Genomic DNA, 15435 nt, shown 5'->3' with positions numbered 1-15435 from the left:
CACCGCCCGCCGGCAGGGCAGGGGTCAGCGCTTGCGCTTGGACGGCGTGCCGCCGCGCGGCTGGCGCACCACAGCCTGCTTGGCGCTGCTGCTGCCGCGTGCGGCGGCCTTCACCGGCGCGCCGCCGCGCTTGGATGTGACCACCGCCGCGCCCCGGCCACGCGCGGGCGCGGCACCCGAGCCGACGCGCGCCGCGGGCGTGGCGCGCACCGGCAGGTACACGACCACGCTGTAGCCGCGCTTGAAGGCGTGGTTGGGGTTGACGTCGTTCCAGTCGGCCACGGCCGCGGGCTTGAGGTTGTAGCGGCGCGCGATGCTCGCCACGTTGTCCGAGCGGCCGGCCTTGACGGTGGTGCGGCGCGTGATGATCTCGGGCTGGAAGCTCAGGTGGCCGCCGTCGGCCACGACCGCCGCCACGTCTTCCTTCACGCGTGCGCCGCGGGGCACGATCAGCGTGGAGCCGGCCTTGATGAGCATGCGCGGCGGCACGTTGTTGAGCGCGCGCAGGTCCGATTCGCTCATGCCCGAGCGCTGGGCGGCGTCGGCCACCGTCATGGTGGTGGGCACGACCCAGGCGGTCCAGCTGGCGTACTGGCCCTGCGTGTAGGCGTCGAAGTTGCGCTTGAAGACCGCCGCGTTGTCCCAGGGCAGCAGGATCTCGGAGGTGCCGGCCGCGATCAGCACGGGCTTGTGGGCGGCGGGGTTGAGCGCGCGGAAGTCCTCGATGCGCACGTCGGCCAGCTTGGCCGCCAGTTCCACGTCGAGGTCGCGCGTGAGCGGCACGGTCTGGAAGTAGGGGTGGTTGGCGATCAGCGGCAGCTCGGCGTTGAAGGCCTGCGGGTTGGCCACGATGTTCTTCACGGCCTGCAGCTTGGGCACGTACAGTCGGGTCTCGGCCGGCATCGACAGGTCGCTGTAGGTGGTGGGCAGGCCCAGGCGCTGGTTCTTGGCGATGGCGCGTCCCACGCTGCCTTCGCCCCAGTTGTAGGCGGCCAGTGCAAGCTGCCAGTCGCCGAACATGCCGTAGAGCTTTTGCAGGTAGTCGAGCGCGGCGCGGGTGGAGGCCACCACGTCGCGGCGGTCGTCGCGGAAGATGTTCTGCTTCAGGTCGAAGTCGGTGCCGGTGGCGGGCATGAACTGCCACATGCCGGCGGCGCGCGCGCTGGACACGGCCTGCGGGTTGAAGGCGCTCTCGATGTACGGCAGCAGCGCCAGCTCGGTCGGCATGTTGCGGCGCTCGAGCTCCTCGACGATGTGGAAGATGTACTTGTTCGAGCGCTCGGTCATGCGCTGGATGTAGTCGGGCCGGCTGGCGTACCACTGCTCGCGGTCGCGCACCAGGTCGCTTTCCAGGTTGGGCATCTTGAAACCGCGACGGATGCGATCCCACATGTCGGCGGGCGGTGCCAGCGTGACCACGCTCTGCGAACGCGCCTGGCCGCTGGTGAGCGGGCTGAGGTTGCTGTCGCGCGGATAGACCGGGGTGGCGCTGCCCGACGGGCGGGCGCCCGTGCCGCCGGCGGAGGCGCCGGCCTTGGCGTAGGTGGAGGAAGAAGCGCTGTTGTCCGTGCCCGCGCAGCCCGCGAGTACCAGGGAGCCTGCAAGGCAGGTGGCAACGATAAATTTCATCGGAAGTCGTTTTTCCATTGGCGCAGGGCGGCGAACACCTCGGCTTCGGCGGCATCCGCGGAAAGCTCGGCATGGGCCCGCACTGCTCGAAAGACGGTGGCTTCGCGGCTGCGAAGAAAGGGGTTGATCCGGCGTTCGATCGCCAGTTGCGACGGCAGCGTGGGCTGCCCCTGTGCGCGCAGGCTTTCGCAATGCGCGTTGTAGTGAGTGAGTTCGTCGTTGCCGGGTTCCACGGCGCGGGCGAACTTCAGGTTAGCAAGTGTGTATTCGTGCGCACAGCACACGCGCGTGTCGCCGGGCAGCGCCGCCAGGGCGTCGAGCGAGGCGAGCATCTGCGCGGGCGTGCCTTCGAACAGGCGACCGCAGCCGCCGGAGAAAAGGGTGTCGCCGCAGAACAGCACGGGGGCCTGCGCGGCCGAGGCCGGCAGGAAGTAGGCGATGTGCCCGGCCGTGTGGCCTGGCACGTCGATGACCTCGAAGCGCAGGCCCAGGGCCTGGGCGATGTCGCCTTGCACCAGCGGCGTGAAGGGCTCGGGGATGCGCTCGCGCGCGGGGCCCCACACCTTCGCACCCGTAGCCGCATGCAGCGCGGCCACGCCGCCCGTGTGATCGGGGTGGTGGTGCGTGACTAGAATCGCGGCCAGCTGCAGCTTGTGGTGCGCCAACGCATCGAACACCGGTTGGGCATCGCCCGGGTCCACCACGATGGCGTGGTGCCCGTCGTGCAGCATCCAGATGTAGTTGTCAGCAAAAGCGGGCAGCGGAACAAGGGTCATGAGCGGTCAAATTATAGGTTTGCAGGATTGGTTCGCGACCCCCCCCGGCCGCTACCTCCTGGCCTGGGAGCAGGCCCAGTTCGACGAGGCGGTGGCCGATGTTTTCGGTTACCACGCCTTGCAGCTCGGGGCCGCCGAGGTCGATGGGCTGCGCGCCAACCGCATGCCGCACCGCTGGCTGGCCCTGACCGACCCGGTGCGGGCCGGCAAGGCGACGCTGGTGACCGATTTCGCCGCCTTGCCGTTCGCGGCCAACAGCCTCGATCTCGTGGTGCTGCCGCACGCCTTGGAACTCAGTCCCGATCCGCACGCCACGCTGCGCGAGGTCGAGCGGGTGCTGGTGCCCGAGGGCCGGGTGGTGATCTGCGGCCTGAACCCGACCAGCCTGTGGGGCCTGCGGCAGCGCCGCGGGCACCTGTACCGCCGGCTGGGCCTGGGCGAGACCTTCCTGCCCGAGGCCGGCGAGTTCATCGGCTACTGGCGCATGCGCGACTGGCTGCGCCTGCTGAGCTTCGAGGTGGAGTCGGGCCGTTTCGGCATCTACCGGCCGGCGGTGCGCAGCGACGCCTGGCTGGAGCGCTCGCGCTGGATGGACACTGCCGGCGAGCGCTGGTGGCCGATCTTCGGCGCCGCCTACTTCCTGGTGGCGGTGAAGCGCGTGCGCGGCATGCGCCTGCTGAGCGCCGACTGGCGCCGCAGCGGCGCGCGGGCGACGGCGCCGGTGCCCATCGCGGGCAAGGTGCACCGCAGCAAGCAGTGAACGAACGAATCCATGGACGCGGGCGGCATCGCCCGCATGACGCTAGAGAAAAAAGGAACAGTCAGTTTGAACGAAGTCGTGATCTACACCGATGGCGCGTGCAAGGGCAACCCGGGACCGGGCGGCTGGGGCGCGTGGCTCAAGTCGGGCCCCACCGAGAAGGAACTGTTCGGCGGTGAACTCAACACCACCAACAACCGCATGGAACTCACGGCCGTGATCGAAGGGCTCGCCGCGCTCAAGCGGCCCTGCAAGGTGCTGCTGTACCTGGACAGCCAGTACGTGCGCATGGGCATCACCGAGTGGATTCGCGGCTGGAAGGCCAAGGGCTGGCTCACCTCGACCAAGCAGCCCGTGAAGAACGTCGAGCTCTGGCAGAAGCTCGACAAGCTGGTGTCCGAGGGCGGCCACCAGATCGAGTGGCGCTGGGTCAAGGGGCACTCGGGCGACCCGGGCAACGAGCGGGCCGACATGCTGGCCAACAAGGGCGTGGACAAGGCCCTGGGCCGGATCTGACCGGCAGGGTCTAGATCAGCCCTTCGAAGACCATCACGTCGACTTCCTGGCCGGCGTCGACATGGCCCTGCTCGTGGGGCAGCACCACGAGCCCGTTGGCCTCGAGCATCGAGCTCAGCACGCCCGACCCCTGGTGCGCCGCCACCCGCACCTCGGGCAACGACCCCGGCACTTGGCGGACGACGCCGCGCTGGTACTCGGTGCGCCCCGGTTTCTTGCGGATGGGCCCGGCGCTGCGCGCGCGCAGCAGCGGCGGCGGGGCGCAGGCCGCGTCGTGGCAGCCCATCAGCCGCAGCAGCGCCGGCCGCACGAAGGCCAGGAAGGCGACCATCGCCGCCACTGGGTTGCCCGGCAGGCCGAACAGCACGGCCGACGTGGCCGCGGCCTCGCGCGGACGCGGAATCAGCCCCACCGCCAGCGGCCGGCCGGGCCGCATCGCGACCCGCCAGAAGGCCATGTCGCCCAGTTGCTGCATCACGTCGCGCGTGTGGTCGGCCGCGCCCGCGCTCACGCCGCCGCTGGTGACGATGGCGTCGGCTTCGCGCGCCGCGCGCTGCAGCGTGGCGGCGAGCGTGGCGGGGTCGTCGTGCACCAGACCGAGGTCGACCACCTCGCAGCCCAGCCGCGTGAGCAGGCCGAACAGGGTGTAGCGGTTGCTGTCGTACACGGCGCCTTCGCGCGGCGTGTCGCCCAGGCAGAGGATTTCGTCGCCGGTCGAGAAGTACGCCACGCGCAGCCGGCGCCGCACGGTCACGCGCGCCAGGCCGAGGCTGGCGACCATGCCGAGCGCGGCCGGCGACAGGCGCTCGCCGCGCCGCAGCGCCGGCTGGCCCTGCATCAGGTCTTCGCCGGCCAGGCGCCGGTTGTCGCCGCGGCCCAGCACGCGGGCCGGAAAGCAGACCTGGTCGCCGTCGACCTTGCAGAACTCCTGCGGGATCACGGTGTCCAGGCCGGCCGGCATCATCGCGCCGGTCATGATGCGCACCGCGTCGTTCGGCCCGAGCGCGCCGCGCCAGGCCGAGCCGGCCAGCGCCGTGCCCGCCACGCGCAGCGTGAGCGAATGGTCGATGGGCGCATCGGCCGGCAGCAGTGCGCCGTCGAAGGCGTAGCCGTCCATGGCGGAGTTGTCGTGCGGCGGCACGCTCACCGGTGAGACGAGGTCGTCGGCCAGCACACGGCCGAGCGCGTCGCGCAGCGCGACCTCTTCGGTGTCGGCCACGGCCAGCGGTGCGACGAGGCGCGCGAGAAAGGCGGCGACGGTGTCGACGTCGAGGTCGCCCGCGTCGTAGTCCGCGAGGTCGGCGGCGATGGCGGCGATGCGGCTCATGGCTGTTCGAGCGTCTGCAGATCGGCCGGCGTGTTCGCGTTGAAGAAGGCGTCGGGCGCGTCGCCGGGGCGGTCGAAGGGAACGGTCAGGGCGTTGTGCTGCGCGGTCCAGGCGCCGACCTTGCGGCCGCCTTCCTCGACAAAGCGGCGCAGGCTGTCGCGCAGTTCGATGTGCAGCAGGCAGAACACCGGCTGGCGACGCAGCACCGTGCGGCCGTCGGCCTCGGTTTCAGGCGCGGCGGCCATGGCGATGCGCGCGTGGGGGCCTTCGGCGGCCAGGGCTTCGGCCAGCCGCGTCGCCAGGTTGGGCGGAAAGCGCGGCGTGTCGCAGGGCACGGTGAGCAGCCAGGGCGTGGGGCAGTGTTCGAGCCCGCTCAGCATGCCGGCCAGCGGGCCGGGGTGGTCGGGCACGCTGTCGGCGAACACCGGCACGCCCAGCGCTTCGTAGGCCGCGAAATTCCGGTTGGCGTTGATCAGCACGCGGCCGACCTGCGGGCGCAGCCGCCGCACGGCATGTGCGGCGAGCACTTCGCCCTGGAGCAGTTGCAGGCCCTTGTCGACCCCGCCCATGCGGGTGCCGCGCCCGCCGGCGAGCACGAGGCCCGTGATGTCGGCCGCTGCGATGGCCGGTGTGGTACCCATGGCTGGCGGCCTCATCCGCCGATGTAGCTCATCTCGACGCGGCGGGGCGCTGCCGTGTCGGGGGCGCTGTCGTCGGGGCCGCGCAGCGCGCGCAGCTCGGAATAGCGGTCGGCGCGGCCCTGCCAGATGTGGCCGATGGCGGAGGCGATGTCGCCGTCGCTCGTGCCGTCGCGCAGCATCGGTCGCAGGTCGTGGCCCTGGCTGGCGAACAGGCACAGGTACAGCTTGCCCTCGGTCGACAGGCGCGCGCGGCTGCAGTCGTGGCAGAAGGCCTGGGTCACGCTGCTGATCACGCCGATCTCGCCGCCGCCGTCGGCATAGGCCCAGCGCTGGGCGGTCTCGCCGGGCGTGGTGGCTTCGAGCGGCACGAGCGGAAATTCGGCCGCGATGCGGGCGATGACGTCGGCCGAGGGCAGCACCTCGTCCATGCGCCATCCGTTGGTGGCGCCCACGTCCATGTACTCGATGAAGCGCAGCACGACCTTGCCGCCGTGGTGCTCGCGGAAGTAGCGCGCCATCGGCAAGATCTCCTGCTCGTTGGTGCCGCGCTTGACCACCATGTTGACCTTGATCGGGCCCAGGCCCGCGGCCAAGGCGGCGTCGATGCCGGCCAGCACGTCGGCCACCGGAAAGTCGACGTCGTTCATGTGGCGGAACACGGCGTCGTCCAGGCTGTCCAGGCTCACGGTCACGCGCTGCAGGCCGGCGGCCTTCAGCGCGGCGGCCTTGCGTTTCAGCAGCGAGCCGTTGGTGGTGAGCGTGAGCTCGAGCGGGTCGCCGTCGGGCGTGCGCAGCTCGGCCAGTTGGGCGATGAGCCCCTCGATGTGCTTGCGCAGCAGCGGCTCGCCGCCAGTCAGGCGGATCTTGCGCACGCCGTGCGAGGCGAACAGGCGCGCCAGGCGCGTGATTTCCTCGAAGCTCAGCAGGGCGCTGTGCGGCAGGTACTGGTAGTCCTTGTCGAACACGTCCTTGGGCATGCAGTAGCTGCAGCGGAAGTTGCAGCGGTCGGTCACGCTGATGCGCAGGTCGGTCAGCGGGCGGCCCAGCCGGTCGGCCAGCAGGCCGGTGGCGGGCACGGCGATGTCCGGCGCGGCCACGACGGCGTGGCCCGCGGGGGCGATCGGAATGACGGTGCTGCTGCTTTTCTTCATGGGGCGATGCCGATTTTGCGCCATGGCCCGCGACCGCGCGCCATGCGGGCTACTTCAGCACCGCCGCATAGACCATGTTGCGCGCGAGGCTTCGGTAGTGGGTGCGGTACTTGGGCGATTGCAGCATCAGCACGACGAACAGCTCGTTCTTCGGATCGACCCACATGTAGGTGCCGCCCGCGCCGCCCCAGTTGTACTCGCCGCCGCCGGACGGGTAGGGCGCCTCGCCGTCGTTGCGGCGCACCGCGAAGCCCAGGCCGAAGCCGTAGCCCGGGCCCGGCAGGTACAGCGGGCCGGGCACGATGCCGGCGCCGGCGTTCGAATGGTCGGTCGTCATCAGCGCCAGCGTGCGCGGGCCGAGGTAGCGCGTGCCGTCGAGCGTGCCGCCGTTGAGCAGCATCTGCAGGAAGCGCGCGTAGTCGGACGCGGTCGACACCAGCCCGCCGCCGCCCGATTCGAACTTGCGCACGATGCGCGGGTCATTCAGGTCGGCACCCACGCCGAAGCTGCGGTCGCTCGGCAGCGGCTCGGCGATGCGCGGCTGGCGCGCCGGTTCGGGCACGTAGTAGGTGGTGTCCTTCATGCCCAGAGGGTCGAACAGGCGCGTCTTTTCGAACTGATACAGCGACTGGCCCGACACCACCTCGACCACGCGGCCCAGGATGTCGGTCGAGTAGCTGTAGTCCCAGGTCGTGCCGGGCTGGTAGGCCAGCGGCAGCTTGGCCAGGCGCTGCGAGAACTCGGCGCTGGTCGGATCGCCGTCCGCCAGGTTGGCGGCGTTGTAGGCCTGCTTCACCAGCCCCGGCCCGAAGAAGCCGTAGGTCAGGCCCGAGGTGTGGCGCATGAGGTCCTGCACGGTGATCGGGCGGCGCGCGGGCACGGTCTCGAGCACCGGCTTGCCGTCGGTGCCGGGCTTCTCGATGCCGACCGTCATGCGGGCGTACTCGGGCAGGTACATCGCGACCGGGTCGTCCAGCTTCATGCGGCCGTCTTCCACCAGCATCATCGCGGCGACCGTGGTGATGGGCTTGCTCATCGAGTAGATGCGGAAGATGCCGTCGCGCGGCATCGGCGTGCCGGCGGTGGCATCGAGCTTGCCGACGGGTTCGAGCCATGCGACCTTGCCCTGGCGCGCGACCAGCAGCACCGCGCCGGGGATCTTGCCGGCCGCCACGTCGGCCTTGAGCACGTCGGTGAGCTTCTGCAGACGCTCGGTGGACAGGCCCACCGACTCGGGCCGGGCGGTGGGCAGCGACTGGGCGGTGGCGAGCAGCGGCAGGGCGAGGCTCAGGCCGAGCAGGGCCGTGCGCACCAGGGCGCGGCGCTTCAGGAAGGTCATGCGTGTTGTCTCCGTCGGTGGTGGATGGATGGAACCGGCAGGACGGTCTTGACGCCGTCCGTTCGAACCGGTCGCGGGGCAGTGTATCGGCGCTTCAGCTGTGGCGGGCTGGCCGATTGGCGGCATCTATGGCGCCGATATCTTGACGCAGACAATGAGAATTACTATCATTTGATTGCCTGAGTACGCAGCACAAGCACCACGCAAAGGGCTCTCTTCCAACAAGGAGCTTCCCAACCGTGCCGTACACCCTGCCAGTCTTGCCCTATGCCTTCGACGCGCTCGAACCCCACATCGACGCGCAGACGATGGAGATTCACCACGGCAAGCACCACCAGACCTACGTGAACAACCTGAATGCGGCGTTGAAAGACACGCCGCGTGTGGACACGCCGGTCGAAGCCCTCATCGCCGGTGTCGAGGAACTGCCCGAGGCGCTGCGCGCCCCCGTACGCAACAACGGCGGCGGCCACGCCAACCACAGCCTGTTCTGGACCGTGATGGCGCCCCTGGGCCAGGGCGGCGGCGGGGCGCCGTCGGGCGCACTCGCGAAGGCCATCGAGGCTGACCTGGGCGGCTTCGACGCCTTCAAGGACGCCTTCACCAAGGCCGCGCTCACGCGCTTCGGCAGCGGCTGGGCCTGGCTGGTCGTCGGTGCCGACGGCAAGCTGGCCGTGGAAAGCAGCGGCAACCAGGACAGCCCGCTGATGCGCGGCATCGGCTCGGGCAAGACCCCGATCCTGGGCCTGGACGTGTGGGAGCACGCCTACTACCTGAAGTACCAGAACCGCCGCCCCGAGTACATCGCGGCCTTCTACAACGTGGTGAACTGGGCCGAGGTGGCCCGACGCCATGCCGCCGCGACCGGCGGCCGATGAGCCGAAGAGGAGCCCGCCCATGAACGACACGCCGCAGGGCACGGTGGCGACAGCGCCGCCGCCCAGGTCGCCGCGCCCGTTGCGCGAATGGATCGGCTTTGCCATCGTCGCGGCCGGCGCGCTGGCGCTGGCGTCGCAGTTCTGGTCCTTCGTGCGCGCCGACCCGCTGGTGTGGAACGCGCTGCGCGGCGGCTCGGTGGCGGCGCTGGCGACCGCGCTGGGCACGCTGCCGGTGCTGTTCTCGCAGAAGCTGCCCGACAAGCTGCAGGACACGCTGTTCGGCTTCGGCGCCGGCGTGATGCTCGCGGCCTGCGCCTTCTCGCTGATCATTCCGGGGCTGGATGCCGCCAAGTCGATCGGCGTCTTCGGCGGCGGCGACTGGGCGGCCGGCGGCGTGATCGGCACGGCCATCCTGCTGGGTGGCCTGGTGCTCATGACCATGGACCGCGTGCTGCCGCACGAGCATTTCATCAAGGGTCGCGAAGGACAGAGCGGGCGGCAGTTGCGCCGCACCTGGCTCTTCGTGTTCGCGATCGCGCTGCACAACGTGCCCGAGGGCCTGGCCATCGGCGTCGGCTACGCGGCCAACAACGGCGTGCGCGCCGATGCGCTCGCCACCGGCATCGCGATCCAGGACGTGCCCGAGGGGCTGGTGGTGGCCGTGGCGCTGCTGGCGGCTGGCTACAGCCGCCTGTTCGCAGTGCTGATCGGCATGGCGTCAGGGCTGGTCGAGCCGCTGGGCGCCGTGCTCGGTGCGGCGGTGGTGGGGCATTCGGCGATGCTGCTGCCCTGGGGGCTGGGCTTCGCGGCGGGCGCGATGCTGTTCGTCATCAGCCACGAGATCATTCCCGAGTCGCACCGCAAGGGGCACGAGGCCTATGCGACCAGCGGGCTGATGATCGGCTTCGTGCTGATGATGCTGCTGGACACCGCGCTGGGCTGACGCCCGGGCGCGGCGTCGTCAGCCTCAGCCGTGCTTGACGGCGACGGTCTTGAGCGTCGTGAAGCCGTACAGCGCTTCGAAACCCTTCTCGCGCCCGTAGCCCGACGACTTCACGCCGCCGAACGGCAGCTCGACGCCGCCGCCCGCGCCGTAGTTGTTGATGAACACCTGGCCGCTTTTCACGCGCCGGGCCATGCGGAACTGGCGTGCGCCGTCGGCCGTCCAGACGCCGGCCACGAGGCCGAACTGGGTGGCGTTGGCCAGGGCCACGGCTTCGTCCTCGTCGGCGAACTGCATCGCGGCAAGCACGGGGCCGAACACTTCTTCCTGCGCCAAGCGATGGCCCACGGGCACGTCGCGCAGCAGGGTCGGGGCCTGGTAGAAGCCGGTCTCGGGCGCTTCCTCGACCACCACGCCCTGCGCCACCATCGGGATGCCGGCGTGCTGCGCGTCGCTCAAAAAGTCCCACACGCGCTGCTGCTGCGTCTGGCGGATCAGCGGGCCGACGTCGAGGTCCATCGCCGCGGGGCCCACGCGCAGGGCTTCGAAGGCGTGGCCCAGGCGCTCGAGCAGGGGCTCGTAGATGTCGCGCTGGATCAGCACGCGCGAGCCCGCCGAGCAGGTCTGGCCGGCGTTCTGCACGATGGCGTTGATCACCACGGGAATCACCGCGTCCAGGTCGGCGTCGGCGAACACGATCTGCGGGCTCTTGCCGCCGAGTTCGAGCGTGACCGGGCAGTGCCGCTCGGCCGCCACCTGCTGGATCAGTGTGCCGATCTTCGGGCTGCCCGTGAAACTGATGTGGTCGATGCCTTCGTGGCGCGCGAGCGCGTCGCCCACCTCATGGCCGTAGCCCGTCACGATGTTGAGCGCGCCGGCCGGAAAGCCGACCTCGGCCGCCAGCTGCGCCACGCGGATCAGCGACAGGCAGGCGTCTTCGGCCGGCTTCACCACGCACACGTTGCCGGCCGCCAGGGCGCCGCCCACGCTGCGCCCGAAGATCTGCATCGGGTAGTTCCACGGAATGATGTGGCCCGTGACGCCGTGCGGCTCGCGCCAGGTGAAGACGCTGTAGCCGTCCTGGTAGGGAATGGTCTCGCCGTGCAGCTTGTCGCAGGCGCCGGCGTAGAACTCGAAGTAGCGCACCAGCGCCACCGCGTCGGCGCGGGCCTGCTTCACGGGCTTGCCGCAGTCGCGCTGCTCGATGAGCGCGAGCTCGTCGACGTGCTCGGCGATTTTCTGCGAGAGCTTGAAGAGCAGGCGGCCGCGGTCGGCGGCGCTGACCTTGTGCCACACGCCCTCGAAGCAGTCGCGCGCGGCGCGCACGGCGGCATCGATGTCGGCGGCGTTGCTGCGCTGGATCTCGTCGAAGGGCTGGCCGTCCGAGGGGTCGATGACGGGGAGGGTGCGGCCGGAGGCGGAGGGAACGTCCGCGTTGGCGATGTAGTTGAGCTGCATGGGGCGAGATTTTGCGCGAAGCCCGCGCCGCGCGTGGCGCCCCGGCCGGCCCGCCTTACTTCGCCGCGGTGGCTTTGGGCAGCGCGCGCACGGCGTTCAGCATGCGCTCGACGTGCTTGTCGGGGTTGAGGTTCTGGTAGTAGTAGGCGACCTTGCCGTCGGTCGCGATCACGTACGACAGGCGGTTGGCGAAGTCGGGCCGGGTCTGCATCAGCGCGTCGAAGCCCTGGATCACGGTCTTGCCCTGGTCGGAGGCCACCGGAAAGCGGCTCTGGCAGGACTTGACCGAGAACTTGGAGAGCGTGTCGATGTCGTCGGCCGACACGCCGATCACCGAGGCGCCCAGAGCGGCGAACTGGTCGACCGCCTCGGCGAAGGCGTGGGCCTCGATGGAGCAGTCGTTGGAGTCGGCCGCCGGAAAGAAGTACAGCACCACCGGCCCCTTGGCCAGCGCCTCGGCCAGCGAGTAGCGGAAGGTCTTGCCGCCGAGCGCGGCCGTGGCCGTGAACTTGGGCACCGGGTCGCCGATGTCGAGTGCGGCGTGGGCATGGGGTACCCCGGCGGCGAGGGCCGCGGCCCACAAAGCGGTGCGCAAAAGGAGCGATCGGGCCATGATGTAACTCCGAAGCGAAGTGAATCGAATTCTAGGACGACGCTTCGCCAAATGGGCCCCGTTGAAACCGCCGCGGGAGGACCGGCGTACATCAGGGCAGTGGCATCCACAACGACAAGAGGAACCCGACCATGAACGCCTGGGCCCGATCTCTTCTGCGCACGGCGCTGGCCGGCGTGCTGCTGGCATTGCTCGGCGCGTGCGGCTCGCTGCCGCCGGCGCGCGAACGCCCGGCCGAACACGCGGCCGCTGCCGACCCGGGTACCGCGCTCGCGAAGATCGTCGCGGCCTCCACGCCGCCCGGCGAACATTCGGGCTTCCGGCTGATGCCGTTGGGCGTGTACTCGCTCGACGCGCGCCTGCAGCTCGCGCAGCGCGCCGAGCGCTCGCTGGTGGTGCAGTACTACCAGCTCGAGAACGACGCCACCGGCCGGCTGCTGCTGCGCACGCTGCGCGAGGCGGCGGCGCGCGGCGTGAAGGTGCGGGTGCTGGTGGACGACCTGTACACGGTGAAGAGCCAGCAGCTGTTGCTGGCGCTGTCCGAGACGCCCAATGTGTCGGTGCGCCTGTTCAACCCGTTCTGCTGTGCGCGCGATGGGTTCCTGTCGCGCTTCGTGGTGTCGATCTTCGACATCCACCGCCTCAACCACCGCATGCACAACAAGCTCTTCATTGCCGACGGCGCGATGGCGGTGGTGGGCGGGCGCAACATCGCCGACGAGTACTTCGTGCTGAGCGAGGCGCAGAACTTCATCGACATGGACGCGCTGGTGGTCGGCAAGGTGGTGCCGCAGCTCGAGTCCATCTTCGACGCCTACTGGAACAGCGACCAGATCTGGCCCATTGCCGAGATCGTGCGCAAAGAGGCCGGCGCCGCCACCTTCGATGCCGAGATCGGCATGTCGGGCCCGCCGCCGAAGGTCGTGCTGCCGCCCTCGGACATCCTCGGCTACGGCCCCATCGCCGAGGAGCTCGACGGCGGCCGCATGGGCCTGCTGTGGGGCGAGGCCCGTGCCATCGCCGACCCGCCCTCCAAGCCCACGACGCTGACGGCCGAAGACGCCATCGCCACCAGCGTGACCATGAAGGTCTGGGCGCTGCTGCTCGACGCGAAGACCGAAGTCGACCTGACCTCGCCCTACCTCGTGCCCGGCGAGCGCGGCATGGCCGCCTTCGAGGACCTGGCCAAGCGCAAGGTCAAGCTCACGCTGCTGACCAATTCGCTGGCCGCCAACGACGAACCGCTGGTGCACACCGGCTATGCGCGCTACCGCGAGCGCCTGCTGAAAGGCGGCGCCGACCTGTACGAGCTGAGCCCGCAGCGCACCACCGCGAGCATGCGTTTCGGCAGCTTCGGCAACTCGCTGGGCCGGCTGCACGCCAAGACCGCCGCCATCGACAAGACGCGCATCTTCATCGGCTCGATGAACCTCGACCCGCGCTCGGCCAGCCAGAACACCGAGATGGGCGTGGTGGTCGACAACCCGCAGCTGGCGCGCGAGATGCTGCGCATCATCCACGTGAGCAAGCTGCAGAACTCGTACCGGCTGCGGCTGTCGAAGGAGGGCGGCACGCTCGAGTGGCTCACGAACGACGGCGAGAAAGAGGTGATCCTCACCTCGGAACCCGAGTCGGGTTTCTTCCAGCGCCTGTACAACACCCTGATCTCCCCGCTGGTGCCCGAGATGCTGTTGTAGCCTCGGGGGATGGCGCAGACCTTCACTTCTCTTTCGGCCCCGCAGGTCATGCTGTGGGGCCTGCTGTTCTTCGGGGGCATCTACCTGGGTTTCGGCGCGCTCACCTGGCTGCTCACGAAGCGGGTGCTGCCGGCGCTGGGCATCGGGCGCGCGCTCGATCCGCGGCCCTTGCAGCCCGGCCAGCTGCGGCGCGAACTCACGCAGTCGGGCATCTCGGTGCTGATCTTCGGGCTGGGCATGGTGTTCCCGTGGGGGCTGCTGCAGTTGGGCTGGGCGCGGCTCGAACCCGGCGCGGGCTGGCGCCGCATCGGCATCGAGATCCTCGTGCTCGCGGTGTGGAACGACGTGCATTTCTGGCTCAACCACCGGCTGCTGCACACGCGCTGGCTGCGCCGCTTCCACGGGCCGCACCACCGCTCGTTCGTGACCACGCCGTGGGCCACCTACAGCTTTCACCCGATCGAGGCGCTGATGCTCGGCAACGTGATCCTGCTGCCGATGGTGCTGCACGACTTCAGCTTCTGGTCGCTGGCGTCGGTGCCGGTGTTCAGCCTGTTCTTCAACTGCGTGGGGCATTCGAACTACGACTTCGTGCCCGGCGTGTCGTACAGCCACTGGTTCGCCGCGAGCCGCCGGCACCACCTGCACCATGCCGTGCACAACGGCAACTACGGCTTCCAGTTCACCTTCATGGATCGGTTGTTCCGCACGCGCATCGCGGCCGACGCGGCCGAGCCGCTGTTCCAGGCGTTTCGAAAGAAGCATGGCGCCACGACGGCCTGACGCGCGCCATCGGCTGCCGCGGCTGCGCCACTGGCGCGACTGGCAAAGCCTCGCGTACCTCGTCGCCTTGCCCGCGCTGGCGGCGTGGCAGTGGGTGCACGGCTTCCAGGTGGTGCTGTATGCGCTGATGCTGTTCCTCACGCTCGGCATCGGCGTGATCCACCACAACCACGTGCACCTGCGCATGTGGCGCGGTCGGCGCATGAACCGGCTCACCGACTTCTGGATCACGCTGCTGCAGGGCCACCCGACCTTCGTCTTCTGGCCCGCGCACGTGGCCAACCACCATCGCCACCGCCACGGGCCGAAGGACGTGGCGCGCACCTACCGCTTCGGCGGCGACACCAACCATCTGTGGGGCTACCTGCTGCACCCGTTCCAGGCCGTGTGGGTGCTGATGCCGCTGTTCTTCGGCTGGCTCGCGCGGCTGCACCGTCATCACCGCGGCGCGTGGCGCTATTGCATGGCGCAGTACGCGCTGTGGCTGACCAGCTGGACCGTGCTGCTGGCGATCGACTGGCGCAAGGCATTGATCTTCGTGATCGTGCCGCAGCTGCACGGCCTGCACTGGCTGCTGGCCACCAACTACCTGCAGCACGCGCACGCCGACGGCCGCAAGACGCCGCGCAAGGAGGCACCCGGCGATACCCGCGGTAGCCAGCTGAACTACGCGCGCAATTTCGAGGGGCTGGTGAACCCCTTGCTGTTCAACATCGGCCTGCACACCGCACACCACGAGAACCCGCATGCCCATTGGTCCGAGCTCACGCGCCTGCATCACACGCGCTACCGCGCGCAGGTCGCGCCCGCGCTCAACGAGGGCGGGCTGGTGCCGTACATGGTGCGCGTCTTCGTGCTGGGGACCGTGTGGCCGCGTTTTCGCAGCCGCTCGCTGATGCCTCCCGATTCACCTATTGCCTGAAC

The 15435-nt window shown here is 69.8% G+C and carries 15 protein-coding genes; 7 read left to right on the top strand and 8 right to left on the bottom strand.

Annotated elements, in window-relative coordinates; genetic code table 11:
- Positions 1–24: 24 nt before the first annotated feature.
- The gene (locus AC07OX_RS02530; protein ID WP_495259758.1) at positions 25–1629 is read right to left on the bottom strand and encodes a transglycosylase SLT domain-containing protein; all 1605 of its coding nucleotides are present in this window, start codon (positions 1627–1629) and stop codon (positions 25–27) included.
- On the bottom strand, positions 1626–2405 hold the full coding sequence (gene gloB, locus AC07OX_RS02525; protein ID WP_492676791.1) for a hydroxyacylglutathione hydrolase: 780 nt from the start codon (positions 2403–2405) through the stop codon (positions 1626–1628). The genes AC07OX_RS02530 and gloB overlap by 4 nt, the downstream gene beginning before the upstream one ends.
- Here gloB and AC07OX_RS02520 point away from each other — a divergent pair.
- Together AC07OX_RS02520 and rnhA are read left to right on the top strand one after the other, a co-directional pair.
- Entirely contained in the window at positions 2404–3165 is a 762-nt protein-coding gene (locus tag AC07OX_RS02520; RefSeq protein ID WP_495259757.1) for a class I SAM-dependent methyltransferase, read from the top strand. The two genes, gloB and AC07OX_RS02520, sit on opposite strands and share 2 nt — an antisense overlap.
- Before the next feature lie 66 nt (positions 3166–3231).
- On the top strand, positions 3232–3681 hold the full coding sequence (gene rnhA, locus AC07OX_RS02515; protein WP_095745544.1) for a ribonuclease HI: 450 nt from the start codon (positions 3232–3234) through the stop codon (positions 3679–3681).
- 10 nt (positions 3682–3691) lie between these two features.
- On the opposite strand, the gene moeA is transcribed toward rnhA, so the two are convergent.
- From moeA to AC07OX_RS02495, 4 genes are read right to left on the bottom strand one after another with little or no spacing between them, the layout of a single operon-like run.
- Positions 3692–5008 carry a molybdopterin molybdotransferase MoeA gene (gene moeA, locus AC07OX_RS02510; RefSeq protein WP_495259756.1) on the bottom strand — a complete coding sequence of 439 codons (1317 nt, stop codon included), beginning with the start codon at positions 5006–5008 and terminating at the stop codon, positions 3692–3694.
- Positions 5005–5649, bottom strand: a complete 645-nt coding sequence (gene mobA, locus AC07OX_RS02505; protein ID WP_495259755.1) for a molybdenum cofactor guanylyltransferase MobA — start codon at positions 5647–5649, stop codon at positions 5005–5007. The genes moeA and mobA overlap by 4 nt, the downstream gene beginning before the upstream one ends.
- 11 nt (positions 5650–5660) lie before the next feature.
- Positions 5661–6800 (bottom strand): GTP 3',8-cyclase MoaA, encoded by a 1140-nt coding sequence (moaA, locus tag AC07OX_RS02500; protein WP_495259754.1) that lies wholly within the window; start codon positions 6798–6800, stop codon positions 5661–5663.
- A gap of 49 nt (positions 6801–6849) precedes the next feature.
- Positions 6850–8139 (bottom strand): serine hydrolase domain-containing protein, encoded by a 1290-nt coding sequence (locus AC07OX_RS02495; protein WP_495259753.1) that lies wholly within the window; start codon positions 8137–8139, stop codon positions 6850–6852.
- A gap of 239 nt (positions 8140–8378) precedes the next feature.
- On the opposite strand from AC07OX_RS02495, the gene AC07OX_RS02490 reads away from it, so the two are divergent.
- Positions 8379–9017: a superoxide dismutase gene (locus AC07OX_RS02490; protein ID WP_495259752.1), complete on the top strand. Its 639-nt coding sequence runs from the start codon at positions 8379–8381 to the stop codon at positions 9015–9017.
- 19 nt (positions 9018–9036) lie between these two features.
- Positions 9037–9960, top strand: a complete 924-nt coding sequence (locus tag AC07OX_RS02485; RefSeq protein ID WP_307588533.1) for a ZIP family metal transporter — start codon at positions 9037–9039, stop codon at positions 9958–9960.
- A gap of 24 nt (positions 9961–9984) precedes the next feature.
- On the opposite strand, the gene AC07OX_RS02480 is transcribed toward AC07OX_RS02485, so the two are convergent.
- Together AC07OX_RS02480 and AC07OX_RS02475 are read right to left on the bottom strand one after the other, a co-directional pair.
- Complete coding sequence (locus AC07OX_RS02480) at positions 9985–11418, bottom strand: aldehyde dehydrogenase family protein (RefSeq protein WP_095950218.1); 1434 nt, start codon at positions 11416–11418, stop codon at positions 9985–9987.
- Between the two features lie 55 nt (positions 11419–11473).
- On the bottom strand, positions 11474–12031 hold the full coding sequence (locus AC07OX_RS02475; protein WP_307588537.1) for a peroxiredoxin: 558 nt from the start codon (positions 12029–12031) through the stop codon (positions 11474–11476).
- Positions 12032–12162: 131 nt separating this feature from the next.
- Here AC07OX_RS02475 and AC07OX_RS02470 point away from each other — a divergent pair, with 131 nt between their 5' ends.
- The 3 genes from AC07OX_RS02470 to AC07OX_RS02460 are packed head-to-tail and all read left to right on the top strand — an operon-like array spanning position 12163 to position 15433.
- Entirely contained in the window at positions 12163–13728 is a 1566-nt protein-coding gene (locus AC07OX_RS02470) for a phospholipase D family protein (protein ID WP_062473093.1), read from the top strand.
- 9 nt (positions 13729–13737) lie between these two features.
- Entirely contained in the window at positions 13738–14511 is a 774-nt protein-coding gene (locus tag AC07OX_RS02465) for a sterol desaturase family protein (RefSeq protein WP_495259751.1), read from the top strand.
- The gene (locus AC07OX_RS02460) at positions 14492–15433 is read left to right on the top strand and encodes a fatty acid desaturase family protein (RefSeq protein WP_495259750.1); all 942 of its coding nucleotides are present in this window, start codon (positions 14492–14494) and stop codon (positions 15431–15433) included. The genes AC07OX_RS02465 and AC07OX_RS02460 overlap by 20 nt, the downstream gene beginning before the upstream one ends.
- Positions 15434–15435 lie beyond the last annotated feature (2 nt).

The organism is Variovorax sp. GW821-FHT09D07 (genome assembly GCF_059416345.1).
This window is presented reverse-complemented; position numbering and strand designations above follow the sequence as displayed.

Bases quoted from the DNA above. Each gene is read 5' to 3' on its own strand.
- AC07OX_RS02530 (WP_495259758.1), bottom strand. From the start codon at position 1,629: ATGAAATTTATCGTTGCCACCTGCCTTGCAGGCTCCCTGGTACTCGCG.
- AC07OX_RS02520 (WP_495259757.1), top strand. From the start codon at position 2,404: ATGAGCGGTCAAATTATAGGTTTGCAGGATTGGTTCGCGACCCCCCCC.
- gloB (WP_492676791.1), bottom strand. From the start codon at position 2,405: ATGACCCTTGTTCCGCTGCCCGCTTTTGCTGACAACTACATCTGGATG.
- moeA (WP_495259756.1), bottom strand. From the start codon at position 5,008: ATGAGCCGCATCGCCGCCATCGCCGCCGACCTCGCGGACTACGACGCG.
- mobA (WP_495259755.1), bottom strand. From the start codon at position 5,649: ATGGGTACCACACCGGCCATCGCAGCGGCCGACATCACGGGCCTCGTG.
- moaA (WP_495259754.1), bottom strand. From the start codon at position 6,800: ATGAAGAAAAGCAGCAGCACCGTCATTCCGATCGCCCCCGCGGGCCAC.
- AC07OX_RS02495 (WP_495259753.1), bottom strand. From the start codon at position 8,139: ATGACCTTCCTGAAGCGCCGCGCCCTGGTGCGCACGGCCCTGCTCGGC.
- AC07OX_RS02485 (WP_307588533.1), top strand. From the start codon at position 9,037: ATGAACGACACGCCGCAGGGCACGGTGGCGACAGCGCCGCCGCCCAGG.
- AC07OX_RS02480 (WP_095950218.1), bottom strand. From the start codon at position 11,418: ATGCAGCTCAACTACATCGCCAACGCGGACGTTCCCTCCGCCTCCGGC.
- AC07OX_RS02475 (WP_307588537.1), bottom strand. From the start codon at position 12,031: ATGGCCCGATCGCTCCTTTTGCGCACCGCTTTGTGGGCCGCGGCCCTC.
- AC07OX_RS02470 (WP_062473093.1), top strand. From the start codon at position 12,163: ATGAACGCCTGGGCCCGATCTCTTCTGCGCACGGCGCTGGCCGGCGTG.
- AC07OX_RS02465 (WP_495259751.1), top strand. From the start codon at position 13,738: ATGGCGCAGACCTTCACTTCTCTTTCGGCCCCGCAGGTCATGCTGTGG.
- AC07OX_RS02460 (WP_495259750.1), top strand. From the start codon at position 14,492: ATGGCGCCACGACGGCCTGACGCGCGCCATCGGCTGCCGCGGCTGCGC.